The 23,050-nt window shown below is 76.1% G+C and carries 13 protein-coding genes; 12 read left to right on the forward strand and 1 reads right to left on the reverse strand.

Annotation, left to right across the window (positions count from 1 at the left end; genetic code table 11):
- Positions 1-30 precede the first annotated feature (30 nt).
- A complete protein-coding gene (locus ACFZBX_RS19370; protein WP_391534958.1) occupies positions 31-975 on the reverse strand; it encodes an ankyrin repeat domain-containing protein in 945 nt (314 codons plus the stop codon).
- A 300-nt stretch (positions 976-1,275) separates the two neighbouring features.
- Between ACFZBX_RS19370 and ACFZBX_RS19375 the strand changes: the two genes are divergently transcribed.
- From ACFZBX_RS19375 to ACFZBX_RS19430, 12 genes are all read left to right on the forward strand, one after another.
- Positions 1,276-2,535: a helix-turn-helix domain-containing protein gene (locus ACFZBX_RS19375; protein ID WP_391534959.1), complete on the forward strand. Its 1,260-nt coding sequence runs from the start codon at positions 1,276-1,278 to the stop codon at positions 2,533-2,535.
- A 178-nt stretch (positions 2,536-2,713) separates the two neighbouring features.
- Complete coding sequence (locus ACFZBX_RS19380) at positions 2,714-3,163, forward strand: cobalamin B12-binding domain-containing protein (RefSeq protein WP_391535040.1); 450 nt, start codon at positions 2,714-2,716, stop codon at positions 3,161-3,163.
- Entirely contained in the window at positions 3,160-4,569 is a 1,410-nt protein-coding gene (locus ACFZBX_RS19385) for a methylaspartate mutase (RefSeq protein WP_391534960.1), read from the forward strand. Before ACFZBX_RS19380 ends, ACFZBX_RS19385 begins: the two co-directional genes overlap by 4 nt.
- Positions 4,566-5,576 carry an asparagine synthetase A gene (locus ACFZBX_RS19390; RefSeq protein WP_391534961.1) on the forward strand — a complete coding sequence of 337 codons (1,011 nt, stop codon included), beginning with the start codon at positions 4,566-4,568 and terminating at the stop codon, positions 5,574-5,576. The genes ACFZBX_RS19385 and ACFZBX_RS19390 overlap by 4 nt, the downstream gene beginning before the upstream one ends.
- The gene (locus tag ACFZBX_RS19395) at positions 5,573-6,826 is read left to right on the forward strand and encodes a glutamate synthase-related protein (RefSeq protein WP_391534962.1); all 1,254 of its coding nucleotides are present in this window, start codon (positions 5,573-5,575) and stop codon (positions 6,824-6,826) included. The genes ACFZBX_RS19390 and ACFZBX_RS19395 overlap by 4 nt, the downstream gene beginning before the upstream one ends.
- Before the next feature lie 218 nt (positions 6,827-7,044).
- Positions 7,045-11,733, forward strand: a complete 4,689-nt coding sequence (locus ACFZBX_RS19400; RefSeq protein WP_391534963.1) for an amino acid adenylation domain-containing protein — start codon at positions 7,045-7,047, stop codon at positions 11,731-11,733.
- A complete protein-coding gene (locus tag ACFZBX_RS19405) occupies positions 11,733-16,349 on the forward strand; it encodes an amino acid adenylation domain-containing protein (protein ID WP_391534964.1) in 4,617 nt (1,538 codons plus the stop codon). The genes ACFZBX_RS19400 and ACFZBX_RS19405 overlap by 1 nt, the downstream gene beginning before the upstream one ends.
- Before the next feature lie 50 nt (positions 16,350-16,399).
- A complete protein-coding gene (locus ACFZBX_RS19410; protein ID WP_391534965.1) occupies positions 16,400-18,202 on the forward strand; it encodes a non-ribosomal peptide synthetase in 1,803 nt (600 codons plus the stop codon).
- Between the two features lie 1,466 nt (positions 18,203-19,668).
- Positions 19,669-20,454: a thioesterase II family protein gene (locus tag ACFZBX_RS19415; RefSeq protein ID WP_391534966.1), complete on the forward strand. Its 786-nt coding sequence runs from the start codon at positions 19,669-19,671 to the stop codon at positions 20,452-20,454.
- Entirely contained in the window at positions 20,448-21,632 is a 1,185-nt protein-coding gene (locus ACFZBX_RS19420) for a cytochrome P450 (protein WP_391534967.1), read from the forward strand. Before ACFZBX_RS19415 ends, ACFZBX_RS19420 begins: the two co-directional genes overlap by 7 nt.
- A 193-nt stretch (positions 21,633-21,825) precedes the next feature.
- Complete coding sequence (locus ACFZBX_RS19425; RefSeq protein ID WP_380622803.1) at positions 21,826-22,038, forward strand: MbtH family protein; 213 nt, start codon at positions 21,826-21,828, stop codon at positions 22,036-22,038.
- Between the two features lie 8 nt (positions 22,039-22,046).
- Positions 22,047-23,045 carry a TauD/TfdA family dioxygenase gene (locus ACFZBX_RS19430; protein WP_391535041.1) on the forward strand — a complete coding sequence of 333 codons (999 nt, stop codon included), beginning with the start codon at positions 22,047-22,049 and terminating at the stop codon, positions 23,043-23,045.
- Positions 23,046-23,050: the final 5 nt, after the last annotated feature.

A 23,050-nucleotide genomic window follows, 5' to 3' on the forward strand; every position in this document is an offset into this window, starting at 1 on the left:
TCCCCCGACCCGGTGCGCCCGGGCCGTTCGTCACTCCGCGGGCAGCCGGACCCAGCGGTCGGGGGCGCCGCCGAGCGCCCGGGCGTCGGTGGGGCGCAGCCCGGTGAACGCGCAGGCGTAGGCCGCCGGCGCGCCCCCGTACAGGAAGTCGGTGAGGACCTCCGCCGAGTCGTCGCCGACGTCCGGTGCGCCGCCCGGGTGCAGGTCGTGGGCGACGATGACGCCGTCCCGGGCGATGCTGCCCTGGTTGCCGCTCTTCGGATTGGCGTACAGGCCGTAGCAGACCGTGCCCACCGAGAGCCGGGACAGCACCTCGGGCGCCTGCGGCGTGTACCCCCACGGCTGGGTCACCACGCAGCCGCCGGGGACCGTCGTCACCCCGACGATCTCCTCGGTCTCCTCCGGGTCGAACTCGTCGGGGTCCTCCAGCACCTCCTCGATCTCCTCGTCCGGCACCGGCACGGCCGCCAGCCGCCGGACCGCCTCGTCCGCGTCGAGGCCGGCCACGCAGGCCAGCCCGGTGCCGTCCTGGACGGAGCGGCCCAGGGCCGCGATCAGCAGCCGGGCCTCGTCGGCCGCCGCGCGCTCGGCCTCCGTCAGGTGCTCGCCGACCCGGGCCGGGAAGAGGTCCGGGGTCGGCCCGGCCAGGCTCAGCCGCCCCGGTGACCAGCCGCCGAGCGAGCGCCGCCAGGGGTCGGCCCCGGCCTCGGCGAGGACCCGGGCGATCTCCGGCCGCCGGTGCGCGACGGCCTCCCACAGGGCCGTCACCCCGTTGTCGAGCGCGTCCACGTCGCCGACCCGCCGGGCGATCTCCGCGACGACCTCGGGCGAGCCGAACGCCGCCGCCCGGTGCAGCGGCCGCCCGCCGCCCCACCGCTCCGGGTCCGCGCCCCGGTCGAGCCTGCGGCGGACGTCCTCGACGTCCGTCCAGCCCCGGCCGATGCCCGCCCAGCCGTCGTCCCGCACCCCGCTCATCCGCACCCTCCCGGCCGTTCCCGCCCGGCTCCGGCGAGCCAGGGCGCGTCCAGCCTCGCACCCCGGTCCGACAATCCGGCCCGCCGGCACCCCGGGAGGGTTCGTGGACGATGCGGAGGTGTCGTGAACCTGCGGTGATCGGCCGTTGATCGGCCGTAGAGCACGGCCGTGGAGCATCTGCGGGCAGGGGAAACCCGGCCCGGCGGTCACCACCGCCCGGCGCCGCCCTCGGTACGCCGGACGGCGGGCCCGAGCCCCTGGTCCCCGGTAGTTGGCCAACCCACGGAAGGCGGACGGAGCATGGACGGCGTTCACACCCTGCAGTCGACGGCGGGCTTCGGAGAGCTGCTCAGGATCCGGCGCGAGCGCATCGGCCTGACCCAGCAGGTGCTCGCCGATCACGCGACCCTGAGCGTCCGGGCGATCCGCGACATGGAGAGCGGACGGGTGCAGCGCCCCCGGCAGGAGACGGTCCGGCTGCTGGCCGACGCGCTGCGGCTGGAGGGCCGCAGCCGCTCGGTGTTCGAGGCGGCCGCGCGCCGCCAGGCGCCCGCCGAGGAGCCGCGCGAGGAGCCGGCCGCCCCGCCGGTGGCCCGCGGCGCGATCGTCGGCCGGGAGCCGGAGGTCGACCTGCTGACCGAGGCCCTCGCCGTGCACGGCGACCGGCTGGTCACCGTGACCGGCCTCGGCGGGGTCGGCAAGACCCGGCTGGTGCTGGAGGCCGCCCGCCGGCTGCACCTGACGGCCCGCTGGTCGGTGCGCTGGACGGACTGGGCCCGCCACCCCGGCATGGGCCCCGAACGCCGCGCCGAGCTGGTCCTGGCGATCGGCTCCCGCCCGACCCTGCTGGTCCTGGACGGCGCCGACAGCGGAGTGGAGCCCGCCCTGCTGGACGAGCTGTTCCAGCGCTGCCCCGGCCTGCGGGTGCTGATCACCGCCCGGGTCGCCCAGCCGCTGCCCGGCGGCCAGGTGATCCCGCTCGCCCCGCTGCCCACCCCGGGGCCGGAGCTCGACCACGACCCGCTCGCGCTCGCCGAGGTCGGCGCCGTCCGGCTGCTGCTCTCGCACCTGCGCCGGCTGCGACCCGGCTACCGGCTGGAGCCCGAGGAGGCGCCGGCGGTGGCCGCGCTGTGCCGGCTGCTCGACGGCCTGCCCGGCGCGCTGGAGCTGGCCGCGGGCTGGTCGACGGTGCTCTCGCCGCGCCAGCTGGTGGCCCGGCTGGCCGAAGGACCGTTCCAACTGGCGCCGCCCCCGGCCGGGTTCGGCGGGCGCGGCGGGGTCGGCGAGGCCCTGGACGCGGCGCTGGACCGGCTGACGCTCGGCCAGCGCGACCTGCTGGCCCGGCTGGCCGCCGAACCGGGGGACTGGTCGGGCGAGGACGCCGTCGAGCTGAGCGGCCGGCCGCCGCAGGAGTCGCTGGCCGCCGTGCACGAACTGCTGGCGAGCGGGCTGATCCGCAGCGTCCCCGCCCGCGACGGCGTCCGGTTCACCGTGCTGAACCTCTGCCGCCGGCTGTTCGGCGCCGCCGGGGCGTACCCGGTGCTGGCGGCCGCGGGCTGACCCGCGACCCGCCGCGGATACTGCCCGTCACTTGCCGGACGAGCTGCCGGTCCGCCCCCCGGATCCTCCCTAGCGTTCTGTCCATCACTCACCGACACAGAGGGTTTGCGCCGTGGACCAGTTGGAGCAGCAGCGCGCCGAGGCCGAACCGGCCGGGCTGGAGGTCGTGGTGACGACCATGGCCTCGGATTCGCACACCTGGAACCTGGTCTTCCTGCAACTGCTGCTGGAGGAGCTCGGCCACCGGGTCGTCAACCTGGGCGCCTGCGTGCCGGACGAGCTGCTGGTCTCCGAGTGCCGCCGGATCCGGCCGGACCTGATCGTGCTGAGCAGCGTCAACGGGCACGGCCACCACGACGGCCTGCGGGTGATCCGCCGGCTGCGCGCCTGCCCCGAACTCGCCCGCACGCCCGCGGTGATCGGCGGCAAGCTCACCATCGCCGGGCCGGGCGATCCGGAGCGGCAGCGCTCGCTGCTCGCCGCCGGGTTCGACGGGGTCTTCGAGGAGGGCCGCCCGGTGGCCGACTTCCGCGCCTTCGTGGGCGCGCTGCCCGCGCCGTCCGCGCCGATGGCCGCCGTCCTGCCCGCAGCCCTGACCGTGGCGACCGCCTCCCGGGTGCTGCGATGAGCGCCCTCACCGCCGCCGCGCCGCGCGGGTCCCGCCCGGCCAGAGCCGGCTTCGGCGCCTTCGTCGCCCGCGCCCGGGCCGCCGGCGCCCTGGTGGTCCAGCCCCGGATGGGCATGGCCGACCCGCTGCGGATGCGCGACGGCCTGCTCGCCACCCGCGGCGCCGACGCCGTCACCGTCGGCACCATCACCCTGGACAGCTACACCCGCACCGGCGACCTCGCCGCCGCCCGTCGCGCCCTGGCCGACGGGGTGGGGCTGAACGGCTACCCGATCGCCGGCCACCCGGTGGACGTCACCCGGGCGGTGCTGCACGGCGTCGCCGGTGAGGGCTTCCCGGTGCAGGTCCGGCACGGCTCGGCGCTGCCCGGGCACATCGTCCGCGCGCTGCTCGCGGCCGGCCTGGACGCCACCGAGGGCGGCCCGGTCTCCTACTGCCTGCCCTACAGCCGCACCCCGCTGCGCGAAGCGGTGGAGAACTGGCGGCGCAGCTGCGAACTGCTCGCCTCCATCCGGGCGTTCGGCGCCGAGCCGCACCTGGAGACGTTCGGCGGCTGTCTGATGGGCCAGCTCTGCCCGCCGAGCCTGCTGATCGCGGTGAGCGTGCTGGAGGCGCTGTTCTTCCGGCAGCACGGGCTGCGCAGCGTCTCGCTCAGCTACGCCCAGCAGCCCGACCCGCGGCAGGACGAGGAGGCGCTCACCGTGCTCGGCCGGCTGGCCGGCGAACTGCTGCCCGACGTCGACCACCACCTCGTGCTCTACGCCTACATGGGCGTCTTCCCGCGCACGCCCGGCGGCGCCCGGCTGCTGCTGGAGGACGCCGCCCGGCTGGCGGTGCGCACCGGGGCGGCCCGGCTGATCGTGAAGACGACGGCCGAGGCGCACCGCATCCCGACCGTCGCCGAGAACGTCCGGGCGCTGGAGACGGCCGCCGCGGCCGCCGGGGCCGAGCACCTGCGCCCGCCGCTGGCGGTGCCGGACACCGGCATCGAGGCGGAGGCGCGGGCGCTGATCGGCGCGGTGCTGGAGCTGGACGCCGACATCGGCCGGGCCCTGGTCCGCGCCTTCGCGGCCGGCTACCTGGACGTGCCCTACTGCCTGCACCCCGACAACGCCGGGCGGGCCCGCAGCTCGCTCGGGCCGGACGGGCGGCTGCACTGGTCGGACGTCGGCTCGATGCCGATCGCCGGCCTGTCCGGCGGCCCGCGCCCGCCGATCCTCGGCTCCGCCGACCTGCTCGGCGCGCTCTCCCACGTCCAGTGGAGCTACGACAGCCGCGCCGCCGACGCCGCCCCGGAGCTCGGCACCTCGGAACTCGACACCGCCGACCTCGAAGCCTCGGACCTCGACCTCGACCTCGACCGAACACCCGCCGCACCACGAGAGTTGGGACTCACCACGCCATGACCACCGACGGGCCCACCCCCGCGACCGCCGCCGCGACGCTCCCGGACCCCGGCCGCCACCTGACCTCCCCGACCACCCGCGCCGCGCTGCGGATCCAGCACCACCTGCTCTCCGCCGCCCGCGAGCACCTGCGCGGCCAGGGCTTCACCGAGCTGCTCCCGCCGATCATCGGCCCGGTCACCGACCCCGGTTCGCGCGGCTCCAAGCAGGTCGACGTCGACTTCTACGGCCACCGCTACAAGCTGATGACCAGTGCGATCCTCTACAAGCAGGCCTCGCTGCTGGCCTTCGACAAGATCTTCTGCATCGCGCCGAACGTCCGGCTGGAGCCGCTGGAGACCGCCGGGACCAGCCGCCACCTGGCCGAGTTCCACCAGCTCGACGTCGAGGTGGCCGGGGCGAGCCGGGACGACGCCGTGCGGCTGGTCGAGGAGCTGGTGGTGCACATGGTCGGCAGCGTGGTGCGCGAGCTGCCCAAGGAGTTCGCCGAACTCGGCCGCGACACCGACGCGTTCGCCGAACTGCTGAAGGGCTCCTTCGGCCGGATGCGGCACGCCGAGGCGGTCACCGAGCTCCGGGGTCTGGGCCACCCGCAGAGCCCGGACGCCGAACTCGACTGGGACGGCGAGGCGTTGCTCTCCGCGCAGCGGGACCGTCCGTTCTTCGTCACCGACTACCCCAAGGGCTCGCGCGGCTTCTACGACCGCGAGAACCCCGAGGACCCGGGCCTGCTGCGGAACTTCGACCTCATCGCGGCCGAGGGCTACGGAGAGCTGTGCAGCGGCAGCCAGCGCACCAACGACTACGCCGAGATCGTCACCCGGATGCGCGAGACCGGGGAGAACCCGCAGAAGTACCGCTGGTACCTGGACCTGGTCCGCGAGGGCGTGCCCGGCAGCGCCGGCTTCGGCATCGGCGTCGAGCGGCTGACCCGCTACGTTGCCGGGCTGGACGCCGTCTGGCAGGCCAGCGCCTTCCCGAAGATCGCCGGGGTGGTGACGCCGTGAGCGATCTCAGCGCACCGGGCTTCCCGGAGGAGGAGGTCCGGCAGCGGGCCCGGGCCGGGACGGCGGCGGCCTTCCCGCCGCCCGGCGCGTACGGGCTGGTGCTGTTCGGAGCCGCCGGGCACGCGTACGGGGGCGCCCCGGACGCCCTGGACGCGCTGCGGATCGTACCGCCGGTGTTCATGCCGCAGCGGCTGGCCAAGCTGATCGACCTGGGCCGCGAACCCGACCACCGGGACGTCGAACTCACCACCGTGATCGGCGGGTTCACCTCCGCCCTGCCGGTGTACGTGTCCGCGACCGGCTCCACCAGGGCGGCCGGCGGGGACCTCGGGCTGGCGCTCGGCCGACAGGCGGGCGCGCTCGGCCTGCCGATGGTGATCGGCGAGAACGTCGTCCCGGTGAACGGCTACGGCCGGCTCGGCGAGGCCGCCGACCGCGCCCTGCTCGGCCGGCTGCGCGCCTACACCGAGCAACTGCCGAACGGGCTGGGCGGGGTGGCCGTCCAGCAGTCCACCGAGGACGCCGACGCCGAGGTGTGGAACCTGGTCTACAGCGACCCGGCGGCCCTGCCGCTGCTCGAATCGGGGCGCCTCGCCTTCGAGTTGAAGGTCGGACAGGGGGCGAAGCCGGGGCTCGGCGGGATGACCGTGCTGGACGCCGAGGCCGCCGCCCGGCTCGGCGACCGCTACGGCCTGGACCCGGTCTTCGGGGAGGACGACGGCCGGGTGCTGCGCGCCAGTACGCCCGGCACCTTCACGGCGGAGATCCTGCGCCAGCAGATCCGGCTGATGCGCAACAACTTCCCGCGCGCCCGGGTCTGGGTGAAGCTGCACCCCGGCCGGGACGTCGCCGAGGCCGCCCGGGTGGCCGCCGAGGCGGGCGCGGACGCCGTCACCGTGGACGGCGCCGAGGGCGGCACCGGCTGGGCGCCGGGCGTCTTCCCGGCACAGGTCGGACTGCCGCTGGCCGAGTGCCTGCGCCGGCTGGCGGCCGCCGGGCCGCCGCCCTGCCTGCTGGTCTCCGGGCGGATCTGGGAGGGTGGCCGGGCGGTCAAGAGCCTGGCGCTGGGCGCCCGCGCGGTGGGCCTGGGCCGGGCGGCCCTGCTGGCCGCCGCCGAGGACCCGCAGGCGGGTCTGGTCCGGTTCACCGAATGCCTCGCACTCGAACTGCGGCTGCTGATCAGCGCCCTCGGGAAATACGCGCCGGCCGCCCTGGAGCGGGCCGACGTGTGGTCCCCGGAATTCCCCTAGAAAAGCGGTTCCCCGAGCCCGCCGAGGCGCCCGTGTGCGCCCCGGCGGGCTTTCGTCGTTCCATCAACCTGCTTGATGCAAGAGGCAGTTGTAACTGCCGATGGTCTTCCGGGAGTTCTGCCGATCGGCCCCGGAAAGCCGCCCTATCGTCGAGACCACTGCTCGCAGCGTCGTCAATTCATCGGGGTTGGATGATGGAATCTCGCGGTTTCCCCTTCATGTCCGTCGCGCGCCAATTCCCGGACCGGCCGGCCGTACGGCTCGGCGCCCGGACCGTCCGCTACCGGGAGCTGGACGAGCTGAGCGGCGCCCTCGCCTCCCGGATCGCCCCCGGGCGCACGGTGGCCGTCACCGGCCGCGACCGGCTGGACCACCTGGTCGGCCTGCTCGCCGCGCTCCGCGCCGGGGCCACCTGCCTGCCGCTGGACCGGGAGGCCCCCGAGGAGCGCAACCGCTGGATCCGCGAGGACGCCGGTGCCGGCCTCGCCCTCACCGACGGCGAACTCGTCGAGCTGGGCGACGGTGACGGCGAGGGCGGCGGCGCCGAGGCCAGGTCCGCCCCGGCCCCCGGCTACCTCGTCTACACCTCCGGCACCACCGGCCGCCCCAAGGGCGTACACGTCCCGCTCCCCGCGCTGACCGGCCACCTCGCCGCCGCCGTCGACCGCTTCGGCCTCACCGCCGACGACGTCGTGCTGCACCTCGCCCGCCCCACCGTCGACGTCGCCGTGGAGCAGGCGCTCACCGCCCTGTCCGCCGGTGCCTGCCTGCTCGTCCCCGAGCGGCAACTGCTGGCCCCGGACGCCCTGCTGGACCTGCTGGACGCCGAGGGCGTCACCGTGGCCAACCTCGCCGCCGGCTACTTCCAGGAGGTGGTGACGGCGCTGCGCGCCCGCGGCCGGGCCCCGCGCACCCTGCGCCTGATGATCTCCGGCAGCGACCGCCTGCACCCGGACACCGCCGCCGGCTGGTGGGCCGCCACCGGAGTGCCGCTGCTCAACGCCTACGGGCCCACCGAGACCGTGATCACCGCCACCGTCCACGAGCTGTCCGGCCCCGCCGAGGCGGACGCGGTCCCGATCGGCACCCCGCTCGGCGAGCGCCGCGCCTACCTGCTGGACGACCGGCTGCGGCCGGTCACCGCGCCCGGCGGGACCGGCGAGCTGTACCTGGGCGGGCCGCTGCTCGCCGCCGGCTACCACGGCCGCCCGGGCCTGACGGCGGGCCGGTTCGTGGCGGACCCGTTCGCGCCCGAGCCGGGCGCCCGGATGTACCGCACCGGCGACCTCGTGCGCCGGGAGGGCCCGGACGCCCCGCTGGAGTTCGTCGGCCGCACCGACCACCAGGTGAAGATCCGCGGCTTCCGGGTCGAGCCCGGCGAGATCGAGCAGCTGCTCGCCGCCCGCCCGGGCGTCGCCGCCGCCGTGGTCGTCGCCCACGAGGGCCGGCTCGCCGGCTACGTCACCGGCGACGCCCCCGACCCCGCCGCGCTCCGCGCCCACCTGGCCGAGCGGCTGCCCGAGCACATGGTCCCGGCCACCGTCACCGTGCTGGACGCCTTCCCGCTGACCGCCGGCGGCAAGGTCGACCGGGCCGCCCTGCCCGAACCGCAGGCCGCGCCCGCCGCCGCCCCGGCCGGCCGCCCGCTGCGCACCCCCGCCGAGCAGCTGATCGCCGCCGTCTGGGCGGACGTGCTGGGCGTGCCCGAGGTCGGCGCCGAGGACAACTTCTTCCACCTGGGCGGCGATTCGCTGACCGCCGTACGGGTGGTCGGCCGGGTCTTCGACGTCTTCGGCATGATCTCCCCGTACACCATCTTCGACGCCCCGACGCTCGCCGAGTTCGCCGCCGCCGTCACCGCCGCCTCCGGGGGCGAGCGCCCGCCGCTGACCCGGGCCGGGGCCGACTCGGCGCCGCTCTCCCCGTACCAGCGCGGGCTCTGGTTCCTCGACCAGTGGAACCCGGGCGCGCCCACCTACATCGTGCCGTGGGTGTTCCGCTTCGCCGGCCCGGTCGACCCGGAGCTGCTGCGGCGGGCGCTGGAGGGCGTGGTGGCCCGGCACGAGGCGCTGCGCACCACCTTCGCGTTCACCGAGGACGGCCCGCGCCAGCTGGTCCACCCCGCCGTGGAGGTGCCGTTCGGCGTGACGGAGACCGAGGCCGGGCGGGTGGACGCGCTGGTCGCCGAGGCCGCGCTGGTCCCCTTCGACCTGGAGGCGGGCCCGCTGCTGCGCGCCCACCTCTACCGCACCGGCGACACCGCCACCCTGCTGCTGCTCTGCCACCACATCGTCTGGGACGAGGGCTCGCTGCCCGTCCTGGAGGGCGAACTCGCCGCCCTGTACGAGGCGCTGGCCGCCGGCCGCCCGGCCGCACTGCCCGAGCCCGCCGTCCAGTACGCCGACTACAGCGCCTGGCGCTACCAGGACCCGGACCACGCCGAACGCCAACTCGCCCACTGGCGCGAGCACCTGGCCGACGCGCCGACCGAACCCGCGCTGCCCACCGACCACCCCAGGCCCGACGTCCAGCGCTTCCGCGGCGACTTCCACCGCTTCGCGATGCCGCGCCCGGTCGCCGAGGCGGTCCGCGCGCTGGCCCGCAGCGAGGACGCCACCCCGTTCATGGTGCTGCTGGCCGGCCTGGCGCTCACCCTGCACCGCCGCACCGGGCGGCGCGACCTGGTGCTCGGTTCCCCGGTGAGCGTCCGGGGCCGGGCCGAACTCGACGCCCTGGTCGGCTACTTCGTCAACCTGCTGCCACTGCGGGTGCGGATCGGCGAGGCCATGGACTTCCGCGAACTGGTCCGGCACGTCCGCGAGGTGGCGATCGCCGGCTACCGCCACCAGGAGGCGCCGTTCGACGACATCGCGGCGAGCGTCCTGGAGGGCCGCCCGGACGACGAGCGCGCCGACAACCGCAACCCGCTCTGCCAGGTGCTGCTGGAGCTGCACCCGCTGGACAGCCGCCCGCTGACCGTCGGCGGCATCGAGGTGACCCGCGAGCTGCACTCCAACCCGGTCTCCCGCTTCGACCTGTCGATCTCGGTCGACGACCGGGGCACCGACTTCACCGGCCGCTTCGAGTACGACTCCGACCTGTTCGACGCCGCCACCATGGCCGAGCTGTGCGACGCCTGGCTGGGCACCCTCGCCACCGCCGTCGAGGCGCCCGTGCACGCGCTGGTCGAGGCCCGGGCCGCCGCCGCGCCCGCCGCCCTCGCCCTGGTCTCCGGCGAACAGCGGCTCTCCTACGGCGAGTTGAACACCCGGGCGAACCGGCTCGCGCACCACCTGGCGGAGGCCGGGATCGGCCGCGGCGACACCGTCGCCGTGCTGGTCGAGCGCGGACCCGACCTGGTCACCGCCCTGCTCGCCGCGCTCAAGGCCGGCGCCGCCTACACCCTGCTGGACCCGGACTTCCCCGCCGAACGGCTGGCCGGCGCGGTCGCCGACAGCGCCGCCGCCCTGCTGGTCACCCACCGGCACGCGAGCCCGCCGTTCCCCGTCGGGCGCCATCTCGACCTGGACGCGCAGGCCGCCGCGATCGCCGTCCGCCCCGGCCACGACCCGGGCGTGCCGGTCACCGGCGACGATCTCGCCTGCGTGATGTTCACCTCCGGCTCCACCGGCCGCCCCAAGGGCGTCGCCGTCCCGCACCGCGCGCTCACCACCACCTACCTCGGCCAGGACTACGCCCGCTTCGGCCCCGAGGAGGTCTGGCTGCAGTGCTCCCCGGTCTCCTGGGACGCCTTCGCCCTGGAGCTGTACGGTGCGCTGGCCTTCGGCGGCGTCTGCGTGCTCCAGCCCGGCCAGCGGCCCGACCCGCAGGCCATCGCCGAGCTGACCCGGCGCCACGGCGTCACCCAGCTCCAGCTCTCGGCCAGCCTGTTCAACTTCCTGCTGGAGGAGTTCCCGGAGACCTACGACGACCTCAAGGTGGCCTTCACGGCCGGTGAGCGCGCCTCCGTCACCCATGTCGGCAAGGCGCTCGGCCAGTACCCGGACCTGGTCGTCGCCAACGGCTACGGCCCGGTGGAGAGCCTCGGCCTCACCACCTGCCACCGCGCCACCCCCGAGGACGCCGCCGGCGCCGCCATCCCGATCGGCCGCCCGCTGCACGGCAAGGCCGTCCACGTCCTCGACGAGCTGCTGCGGCCCGTGCCCGACGGCGCCACCGGCGAGCTGTACGCGTCCGGCGGTGGCCTCGCCCACGGCTACGTCGGCCGGCCCGCGCTGACCGCCGAACGCTTCGTCGCCGCCCCGTTCGGCGCCCCCGGCGAGCGGCTCTACCGCACCGGCGACCTCGGCCACCGGCGCCCGGACGGCCTGCTGGAGATCACCGGCCGGATCGACGACCAGATCAAGGTCCGCGGCTTCCGGGTCGAGCCGGGCGAGATCGAGGACGCGCTGACCCGCCACCCCGCCGTCCGCGAGGCCGCCGTCGCCGTCCACACGCCCGCCCCCGGCGACCACCGGCTCGCCGCCTACGTCACTCTCGACGCGGGCACGGCCGCCCCCGCCCCGGAGGCGCTGCTGGACCACCTGGCCGCCCTGCTGCCCGAGCACATGGTGCCCGCCACCGTCGACGTGCTGGAGGCGCTGCCGCTCAACCCCAACGGCAAGGTCGACCGCAGGGCGCTGCCGGCCCCCGCCGGGCGCCGCGCCGCCGCACCGGCCGACGCGCTCTCCCCGCACCAGCGGCTGGTCGCCGACGCCGTGCGGGCCGTCCTGGACCTGCCCGAGGACCTCGGTCCGGATGCCAACTTCTTCCGGATCGGCGGCAATTCGCTGGCGGCCGTACGGGTCGCGATGAAGCTCTCGCAGCAGACCGGCACCCGGGTCCCGCCGCACGTGGTGTTCCGCGGCCGCACCGTGGGCGCCATCGCCGAACGGCTGGCCTCGTGATGGCCGCCCGGCCCGCGACCGTCCACCCCGCCACCGCCCACCCCGCGACCGTCCACCCCGCCACCGCCCACCCCGCGACCGTCCACCCCGCCACCGCCCACCCCGCGACCGTCCACCCCGCCACCGCCCGCACAGAAGGGAGCGAGGCCGTGCCCCCGTCCGCCGATGCCCTGGCCGCTCCGGCCCGCACCGCACCCGTCTCCGGCCTCCAGCGCGGCCTCTGGTTCCTCGACCGCCTGGACCCGAGGAGCGTCACCTACACCACCCCCTGGACGTACGACGTCACCGGCCCGCTCGACCTCGGCCTGCTGGCCCGCGCCCTGGACGCCGTCGCCGCCCGGCAGGAGGCCCTGCGCACCACCTTCGCCCTGCACCCCGACGGCCCCCGCCAGCACGTCCACCCCGCCCTGACGGTCCCGCTCGCCGTCACCGACCTGCGCACCCTCCCCGAGGGCGAACGGGAAGGCCGCGCCGAGGAGTTGATCGCCGCACGCGCCGCCGAGCCGTTCGACCTCGCCGCCGGACCGCTGCTGCGCGCCGAGGCGATCCGGCTCGCCGACGAGCGCACCACCCTGCTGTTCGTCGTCCACCACATCATCTGGGACGGCTGGTCGGCCGAGCTCTTCGAGCGCGAACTCGCCGAGTTCTACCGGGCGTTCGCCGAACAGCGGACACCGGGCCTGCCCGACCTCACCACCCGGTACGCCGACTGGGCCGAGGAGGAGCGGCACACCTCCTACGAGGAGCACCTCGCCCACTGGAAGGACCGCCTCGACGGCGCCCCCGCCCTGCTCGACCTGCCCGGCGACCGCCCGCGCCCCGCCGAGCGCGGCGAACACGGCGCCACCGAGCACTTCGCGCTCGCTCCCGGCAGCGCCGCCCGCGTCCGGGCCCTCGCCGAACAGGAGGGCGCCACCCCGTTCACCGTCCAGCTCGCCGCCTTCGCCCTGCTGCTGAACCGCTGGACCGGTGCCGACGACCTGCTCGTCGGCACCCCGGTCACCACCCGGGGGCGCCCCGAACTCGCCGACCTGCTCGGCTACTTCGTCAACCTGCTGCCGCTGCGGATCAGGCTCGCCCCGGACGCGACCTTCCGCGCCCTGGTCGCCGACATCCAGGACGGCGCCTTCGACGCCTTCGGCTACCTCGACGTGCCCTTCGACCAGCTGGTCGACCACCTCGGCACCGCCCGTACCCCGCAGCACCCGCCGCTGGTCCAGGTGGTGTTCGGCGCCCACGGCGAGGACCGCGCCCCGCTCGCCCTCGGCGCGGCCACCGGCCGGCGCACCGTCCGCTCCAACGGCACCAGCAAGTTCGACCTGACCTGGTCCGTCTTCGAACCCGCCGACGACGCCGGGGGTGAACTGCGCGGCGAGGCCGAGTACAGCACCGACCTCTTCGACCCCGCCACCGTCCGCCGCCTCGCCGCCGACTACGCGGCCCTGCTGGACGCCGCCCTCGCCGACCCGGACGCCACCGTGCTCCGGCTCACCGCCGCCCCCGCCGCCGGGCGGCAGCCCCGCCCCGCCCGGCTCGACCGGGGCCACTGCCTGCACCACCTCTTCGAGCGCGCCGTCGACGCCTACGGCGACCGCCCGGCGGTCAGCGACGGGCGGGAGAGCCTCGACTACGCCGAACTCGACCGCCGCGCCAACCGGTTGGCCCACACCCTGCGCGCCGCCGGGGTCCGCCCCGGCGACCGGGTCGGCCTGCTGCTGGAGCGCACCGTCGCCGTCCCGGTCGCGATCCTCGCCGTCCTCAAGACCGGCGCCGCCTACGTGCCGGTCGACCTCGCCGCCCCCGCCGACCGGGCCGCCCTGGTCTTCGGCGACACCGCCGTCACCGCCGTCCTCACCGACCGCCCCGACCGCGCCCCCGCCGGCCCCTGGCAGACCCTCGACCTCACCGCCAGGGCCGCCGAGATCGCCGCCCGGCCCGACACCCGCCCGCCCGCGGTCGGCCGCCCCGGCGACCTCGCCTACCTGATCTTCACCTCCGGCTCCACCGGCCGCCCCAAGGGGGTCGCCGTCGCCCACGAGCACGTCGGCCGGCTGCTCGACTCGGGCCGCGACCACTTCGGCTTCGGCCCCGACACCACCTGGACGCTCTTCCACAGCTACGCCTTCGACTGGACCGTCTGGGAACTGTGGGGCGCGCTGCTGCACGGCGCCCGCCTGCTCGTCGTCCCCTACCTGACCAGCCGCTCGCCCGAGGAGTTCGCCGAACTCCTCGACGACCAGCGGGTCACCCACCTGTGCCTCACCCCGTCCGCGCTTCGCCAGCTCGAACCCGCCCTGCGCCGCCGCCCCCGGGCGCTGCCCGCCCTGCGCTGGATCATGCTCGGCGGCGAGGCCCTGGACCCGGGCGTCGTCCAGCGCTGGCACGACCTCGACCCGCTGCCGCCCGCCCGGCTCTGCAACCTCTACGGCATCACCGAGACCACCGTCCACGTCACGGTCCACGACGTCGCCGAGGGCGGTGCCGGCTTCGGGCGCAGCCTCATCGGCGAGCCCATGCCGCACCTCACCGCCGCCGTCCTGGACGACTGGCTGCGCCCCTGCCCGCCCGGCGTCCCCGGCGAGCTCTACATCGGCGGCGGCAGCCTCGCGCACGGCTACTGGGGCCGTCCCGGCCTCACCGCCGGCCGCTTCGTCGCCGACCCCGCGGGACCGCCCGGCGCCCGCCTCTACCGCACCGGCGACGTCGCCAAGCGGCTGCCGGACGGCGGCCTGGAGTACGTCGGCCGCGCCGACTTCCAGGTCAAGCTGCGCGGCTTCCGGATCGAGCTCGGCGAGATCGAGAACGCGCTCGCCGCCCACCCCGACGTCGACGCCTGCGTGGTCACCGTGCACGACGACCGGCTCGCCGCCTACGTCACCGGCCGTGCCCCCGAGGACCTGCGCGGCTTCCTGGGCCGCTCGCTGCCCGCGTACATGGTCCCGGCGAGCGTCACCGTGCTGGACGCGCTGCCGCTCACCGTCAACGGCAAGGTCGACCGGGCCGCGCTGCCCGCCCCCGGCCGCGCCGCCCCCGAACGCGCCGGCCGGCACGTCGAGCCGCGCACCCCCGAGGAGGAACTGTTCGCCGCCGTCTGGACCGAGGTGCTCGGGGTGGGCGGGATCGGCGTCCACGACGACTTCTTCCACCTCGGCGGGGACTCCATCCGCGCCGTCCAGCTCGCCGGCGCCCTGCACGACCGGGGCTGGCAGCTCTCGCTGCGGGACGTCTTCAAGGCGCCCACCGTCGCCGCCCTGCTGCCGCTGGCCCGGCCCGTCCGGGCCGACCCCGGCGCCGACCGGCCGTTCGCCCTGATCGACGCGGAGGACCGCGCCGAACTGCCGCCCGGCATCGTCGACGCCTACCCGATGGTCTCCATGCAGCTGTCGATGGTCTTCCACATGGAGGTCGCCGGCGGCACCGACAGCTACCACAACGTCAACTCCTACCGCCTGGCCGGCGAGCTCGACGAGACCGCGCTGCGCCGCTCCGTCAACGAGGCGATGGCCCGGCACGCCGTCCTGCGCACCGGCCTCGACCTCTCCGGCTACGGCGAACCGCTGCAACTGGTGCACGGCACGCTGCCCGCCCCCGTCGAGTTCGCCGACCTGCGCGGACGCGGCGAGCAGGAGCAGGACGCCGCGATCCGGGCCGTCTTCGAGCACCACCGCGACCGGCCGTTCGACCTCACCGCGCCCCCGCTGTTCCGGATCACCGTGCAGCGCCTCGCCGCCGACGCCTTCCAGCTGACCGTCTCCGAGCACCACGCGATCCTCGACGGCTGGAGCTTCACCTCGCTGCTCACCGAGATCCTCGAACGGCACGCCGCGCTCGCCGCCGACCCGGTCTCCGCGCCCACCCCGCCGCCGCGCACCTCCTTCCGCGACTTCGTGGCCGTCGAACGCGCGGCCGCCGCCGACCCGGACTCGCTCGCCTACTGGCACCGGCGGCTGGACGGCGCCACCGGCCAGCTCTGGCCGGGCAGCGAGCACGTCCACGAGCTGCCGCGCACCGTCGAACGGGTGCTGCCGGACGCCCCCGGCCAGCTGCGCGCCGTCGCCGACGCGCTCGCCGTCCCGGTCAAGTCCGTCGCGCTCGCCGCCCACCTGCACGCCCTCGCCCGCATCACCGGGCGGCCCCGGGTCACCACCGGGCTGGCGATGAACGGCCGGCTGGAGCGGCTCGGCGGCACCGAGGTCTACGGGCTCTTCCTCAACACCGTCCCGCTGGTCGCCGAGCCCGGCGAGGACCTGGCGGCGCTGGTGCGCCACGTCCACCGCGAGGAACTCGACATGATGCCGCACCGCCGGGTGCCGTTCGCCCGGCTGGCCCGGATGATGGCCGACACCGCGCTCGACAGCCAGTTCGGCTACCTGCGCTTCCACGCCCTCGGCCGGCTCAGCGCGGCCCGCATCGAGGACGGCCGGATCGGCACCGAGCCCACCTACCGGCACGAGCCGAACAGCTTCACCTTCGGCGCCTCGCTGATCCAGGACCCGGTCACCCAACGGGTGCTGCTGGCCGTGGACCACCAGCGGGCGCTGGTCGACGACGTCACGGCGGAGGAGTTCATGGACGCCTACGCGGCGGCCCTGGCCCGCCTGGCCGCCGGCGTCTGACCCGACTTCGAGCACCGTCCCCCCGCCCTTCACTGAGGAGTACCCCCGCCATGACCACCTTCGCGGAGCCGGCCGTCATCGCCCCCGCCGCTGCCACTACGGCCACCGACCTGCTGACCCGGCTGCGCGCCGCCGTCGCCGCCCACCCCGGCCGGCCCGCCGTGCACGCCGCCGACGGCAGCCTCGACTTCGCCGCCCTGGACCGCCGCACCGCCGCCCTGGCCGCCGCCCTGCGCGCCGCGGGCGTCCGGCGCGGCGACCGGGTCGGCGTCCACCTCGCCCGCACCCTCGACCTGCCGGTCGCCCTGCTCGCCGTCTGGCGGGCCGGCGCCGCGTACGTGCCGCTCGACCCGGCCTACCCCGCCGAGCGGATCGCCTTCATGGCCGCCGACGCCCGCCTGACCGCCGTGGTCAGCGCGGAGGCGGCGCCGCCCGTCCCGGCCGGCGTCGTGGTGCTGCGCCCGGACGCCGCCGCGCCCGCTCCGCTCCAGGACGCGGACCCGCGTCCGCTGGACCCCGCCTACGTCATCTACACCTCCGGCTCCACCGGCCGCCCCAAGGGCGTCGAGGTGCCGCACGGCGCCGTCGCCGACCTCGCCGCCGGCCTGGAGGACATCGGCGCCTACCGGCCCGGGCTGTCCGTCGTCGCCTGGAACGCCAGCGTCTCCTTCGACGCCTCCGTCCAGCAGTGGATCCGGATCTGCCGGGGCGACACCCTGGTGCTCGTCGACGACGCCCGGCGCGCCGACCCGGCCCGGCTGGCCGCGCTGCTCGCCGAGCACGCCGTCACCGACCTCGACCTGACGCCGTCCCACTGGCAGCTGCTCCGCGAACCGCTGCTCGGCGGCGGCGCACGTGTCCCGCGCCTGTTCATGGGCGGCGAGCCCGTCCCCGGGCGCACCTGGCGCGAACTGGCCGACGGCGGCATCGAGGCGTTCAACCTGTACGGGCCCACCGAGTGCACCGTCGACGCGATCGCCGCCCGGATCACCGGCCCCGGCCCGCACCTGGGCACGCCGCTGCCCGGCGTCCGCGTGCACCTGCTGGACGAGCGGCTGGCCCCGGTCACCGTGCCCGGCGCGGTCGGCGAACTGTACCTGGGCGGGCCCGGCCTGGCGCACGGCTACGCCGGGCGGCCGGGGCTGACCGCCGGGCGGTTCGTCGCGGACCCGACCGCGCCCGGCGAGCGGATGTACCGCACCGGCGACCAGGCCCGGCGTTCGGCGGACGGGCTGCTGGAGTACGTCGGGCGGGTCGACCGGCAGGTCAAGGTGCGCGGCTTCCGGATCGAACTCGGCGAGGTCGAGCACGCGGTGTCCGCCCTGGACGGGGTCACCGCCGCCGCCGTCACCGTGCACGAGCCGGCGCCCGGGGACACCCGGCTCGCCGCCTACGTCACCGGCCCCTCGGCGGACCCCGCCGCGCTCCTCGCCGCCCTGCGCCACACGCTCCCGGCCCACCTGGTCCCCTCCAACGTGACCGTCCTGGACGCGCTGCCGCTCACCCCGAACGGCAAGGTCGACCACCGCGCCCTGCCCGCGCCGACGGCCGCGGCGGTGCCGGAAACCTCCGGCGGGGGAGTGGCGGAGCAGGTCGCCGAGGTGTGGCGGACCGTGCTCGGCGTCCCCGAGGTGCTGCCCACCGACGACTTCCTCACCCTCGGCGGCCACTCCCTTGCCGCCCTGCGCGTCGTCCACCTGCTGCGCCGCAAGCTGAACGTCGAACTCCAGTTGCGCCACCTGCTCGACGCCCCCGACCTGGCCGCCTTCACCGCCACCGTCCACCACGCCACCACCGCCACCCCGGCCCCCGCCCGCCCCGCGCTCACCCCCCGCCGCCCGGCCACCCGATGACCCCCGCAGCCGAGCACCCGCGCCGTGCGACCCCGCCGCCCGGTCTCCTGATGACCCCCGCCCAGAGCTCCCACCCCGTCTCCCCGCCGCCCGGTCTCCCGGTGACCGGACCCAGGCGCCCCCGACCTGGCACTTCGCCGGCCGGTCCGCCGGTGACCAGCCCCGGGCATCCCCGTGGGACCCCGCCGTCCGGCGACCCGGTGGCCGGCGTGCAGGGTTCCTGCCCGGGTTCCCTGGAGGTCGTTCTCCCGGTGGCCGGTGCTGAGCAGCCCGGGCCGGGGGCCCTGTCGGTCGGTCGCCTGGTGGCTGGCGTGCAGGGTTCCCGTTCGGGTTCCCTGGCGGTTGTTCTCCCGGTGGCCGGTGCTGAGCAGCCTGGGTCCGGGGCCCCGTTGGTCGGTCGCCTGGTGGCCGGCGTGCAGGGTTCCCGTTCGGGTTCCCTGGCGGTTGTTCTCCCGGTGGCCGGTGCTGAGCAGCCTGGGTCCGGGGCCCTGTCGGTCGGTCGCCTGGTGGCCGGCGTGCAGGGTTCCTGCCCCGGTACCCCGCCGGTCGTTCTCCCAGTGGCCGGTGCTGAGCAGCCCGGGTCCGGGGCCCTGTCGGTCGGCCACCCGGCGGCCGGCGTGCAGGGTTCCCGCCCCGGTACCCCGCCGCCCGGTCTCCCGGTGACCACGATTCAGAGTTCCCTTCCTGGCCTCTCGGCGGCCGCCGGCCGGCACCCCCGCCCCGGCACCTCGCCCACACCCCCGACTCCTCGGCCCAGCAATCCGCCGGGCGCGTCGGCTGTCGGCGCTGGCGCTGGTGGGCCCGTGAGTGAGGCCCGACCCAGTGGTCTTGCGGCTGCCGGGCCCGGCAGCCTGCCGGCCCCGTCGATTGTCGGGGTGGCGGCTGGTGGCCCGGCGTGTGAGGTCGGTTCCGGCGGCTATCCGGCCGCCTGGCCCGGCAGACTGTCGGCCTCGTTGGCTGTCGGGGCTGGTGGCCCAGGGATTGAGGTCAGTCCTGACGGTCCTCCGGCCGCGTCCCAGGCCCCTTCGACCAGCCTCCCGGCCGTCGGGGCCGGGAGCCCGGCGGCTGTGTCCTCGGCCGAATCCCCGGAGTTCCGGGCCGGCCGGCTGCCGACCGGCCCGGCCGCCTCCTTGGCCGACGGTCTGCCGGTCGGTCCGGCCGCTCCGGTCGCGCCTTCGGCCCGGGGTGGCCCGGTCCCTCAGGCCGACGACGTCCCGGCCGGTGGTTCGTCGGTTGCTCCGCTCGACCGCCCGGGCCACCAGGCCGAAGCCGCCCGGCCGCCGGTCGCTCCGGCCCGGGAGGCGAGTCCGGGAACCGTCCCGGCCTCCTCCCGTCCGCCCGCGCCCCCGCCCGCGCAGCCTCGCCCCGCCGCCTCCGCCAGGCCGCCGATCACCGCCCGCCCGCGTCCGGTCGCAGGCCCCCTCCCGCCGCGCCCGGCACCGGCACCGGCTCGCGCCGCCCGTGCCGTGCCCGCCACGCGGCCCCGGGCGGAGGGGGACTGGTTCCTCCTCCCGGCGCCCCGACCCGAAGCGCCCGTACGGCTGTTCTGCTTCCCGCACGCCGGGGGCGACGCCACCGCCTTCACCCCGCTCGCCCGGGCCATCGCGCCCGTCGCCGAGGTGTGGGCGCTGCGGCCGCCGGCCCGGGGCGGCCGCAGCCGGGACCCGATGCCCGCCGACTTCGCCGCCCTGGTCGAGGTCGCCGCCGAAGCCCTCGCCCCGCACCTCGGGGCCGGCCGCCGGATCGCCTTCTACGGGCAGAGCTTCGGCGCCCTGCTCGCCTACGAGGTGGCCCGGGCGCTGCCCGCCGACCGGCGGCCCGAGCTGGTGGTGGTGGCCGGGGCGCCGTGCCCGGCCGAGTGGACCGATCGCGGGTCCAAGGACCTCGACGCGGGTGAACTCCTGCGCCTGACGGGCCTGGAGGAGCTGGTCCGGGCCGATCCGGAGCTGGTCGAGCTCGCCCTCGGCGGCATCCGCACCGACCTCGCCGTGAGCGCCACCTACCGCCACCGCCCGCACGCGCCGATCGGCTCCGCGCTCCACGCGCTGGCCGGCGCCGACGACCCGATGCTCGCCACCACCGACCTCACCGGCTGGGCCGCCCACACCCGGGGCGCCTTCGGCCACCGCGTCCTGCCCGGCGGGCACCTGCTCGCCACCGTCGACCGGCCCGGCCCGGTCGACCTCCTGAGCACCCTCCTGAACACCCTCCTGAGCACCCCCGCCACCACCGAGGAGCAGCAGCCATGGTGACCACCACCTCCGTCGACCTCACCGACCCCGCCCTGTGGGCGCGCCCCGACACCCCGGAGCTGGTCGCCGAACTGCGCGCCGAGGCGCCCGTGCACCGCACCGACACCGTCGACGACGGGCCGATCTGGTCGGTGATGACCTACCGCGAGTCGGCCGACGTGCTGCGCAACGCGGCCGTGTTCAGCTCCGAGTCCGGCTCGCTGCTGGGCGCCGGCGTCGGCAACGTCCCGGTCGGCTCGGGCCGGATGATGGCCCTCACCGACCCGCCCCGGCACCGTGAACTGCGGGCCCCGGCCAACCCGTTCTTCTCCAAGGGCGGGGTGCGCGGCGCCTCCCGCTCGATCGCCGACCGGGCCGCCGAGCTGTTCGACCGGGCCGTGGAGCAGGGCGAGGCGGACCTCGTCGACGTGGTCTCCGCGCTGCCGCTGGCCGTCATGTGCGACCTGCTGGACGTCCCGGAGCAGGACCGCGACATGGTGGTCCGGGTCTGCGACGTGGCGTTCCTCGGCGCCACCCCGGAGGAACGCCGGGCCGGGCACCAGCAGTTGATCCCCTACCTGCTGCACCAGGTGATGCTGCGGCGCAGCGACCCGCGCGACGACCTCATCTCGATGATGGCCACCTACCGGGTGAACGGCCGGCTGCTGCCGGTCGAGGACGTCGTGCTCAACCTGGACAACATCGTGGTCGGCGGGGTCCAGACGGTCCGCCACACCGCCGCGATGGGGCTGCACACCCTGGTCAACCGCCCCGACCTGTGGCGGAGGCTGCAGCGCGGCGAGGTGTCCATGGACTCCGCCGTGGACGAGTTGCTGCGCTGGACCTCGGTCGGGCTGCACACGCTGCGCACCGCCACCAGGGACATCGAGCTGGCCGGGCGGCAGATCCGCCGCGGCGACCGGGTCGCGGTCTGGGTGTGGTCGGCGAACCGGGACCCGGAGGCCTTCGAGGCGCCGGAGGAGATCCGCCTGGACCGCTCGCCCAACAAGCACCTGGCGCTCGGCCTGGGCGCCCACTACTGCATCGGCGCACCGCTGGCGAAGACCGAGCTGAGCGCGCTGTTCACGGCGGCGCTGGAGAAGGCGTCGTCGATCGAACCGGCGGGTCCGGCGGAGTACAACCGCTCGATCATCAACTTCGGCCTGGACCGCTTCCCGGTGCGGCTCACCCCGCGCTGAAGGATCCGCCCAGGCCACCCCCGCTCCACCCCCCCCGCTCCACCCCTGCATCGAGGCCCGTGCAGGAGGACGGCAGTCCAGGAACTGCCGCTCTCCTGCCGGGCCTCGTGCCGCTTCCGGGCCGGCCCCGCCCCTACCTTCGAATCACCGCACCACGACCACCCGCGACCACCACCTCATCGAGGAGACCACCGTGAGCAACCCGTTCGAGGACGACAGCGCCGGCTACCTCGTCCTGGTCAACGACGAGAACCAGCACTCGCTCTGGCCGGTCTGGATCGACGTGCCGGCCGGCTGGACCACCGTCCACGGCGAGGCCCCCCGCCAGGAGTGCCTGGACTGGATCGAGGCCAACTGGACCGACATCCGCCCGGCCTCGCTGGTCGCCGGCCTCGACCGCCGGTGAGCGCCGCCATGGTCACCTGGGAGCTGAACCCCGGCCGTCCGGCCCTCGCCCACGTGCCGGCCGTCGCCGACCTCGCCGAGGGCTGCGCCTGGCTGCGCGCGCACGAGGGCGAGCTGACCGCCGCGCTGCACGAGCACGGCACGATCTTCCTGCGCGGCCTGCCGGTCGCCGCCACCGAGGACGTCGCCGCCGTCCGCGACGTGCTGATCCCCGAGCCCACCCCGTACCGGGAGAAGGCCACCCCGCGCAGCGACTTCGGCAACGGCGTCTTCTCGTCGACCGACCTGCCGCCCGCGCTGCCGATCCGGATGCACAACGAGAACAGCTACACGCTGACCTTCCCCGGCCGGCTGCTGTTCGCCTGCCTGATCGCCCCGGAGGCGGGCGGCGCCACCCCGACGGCGGACGTCCGCAAGGTCCTCGCCGCCCTGCCGCCGCACCTGGCGGAGCGCGGCCGGACCTCCGGCTGGACGCTGGAGCGCAGCTACTCGGACTACGTCTCGCTCGGCTGGCGGACCGCCTTCGCCACCGAGGACCGCGCCGAGGTGGAGCGCTACTGCCGGGAGAACGGCATCTCCTGGGAGTGGACGGCGGACGGCAACCTGCGCACCAGCCAGCTGCGCCCGGCCACCATCCACCACCCGCACACCGGCGAGGAGGCCTGGTTCAACCACCTGGCCTTCTGGAGCGAGTGGTCGCTGGACCCGGACATCCGGGAGGCCATGGTCGAGGAGTTCGGCCCGGACGGCCTGCCGTTCAACACCGGCTTCGGCGACGGCGAGCCGCTCACCCGCGAGGACGTCGACGCGCTGAACGCCGCCTACGAGGCCGCCACCGTCCGGGAGACCTGGCAGGCCGGCGACGTGATGCTGGTCGACAACGTGCTCTGCGCGCACGGCCGCGACCCGTACCGCGGCGACCGGAGGATCGCCGTCGCGATGGGCCGCCCGGTCGACGTCCTCGACTGCCGCCCCTCGGTCCTGCCGACCACCGCCGTCGCCGCGTGACGGCG

It is taken from the genome of Kitasatospora sp. NPDC008115, assembly GCF_042957205.1.
In the GTDB taxonomy this organism is placed as follows: Bacteria; Actinomycetota; Actinomycetes; order Streptomycetales; family Streptomycetaceae; genus Kitasatospora.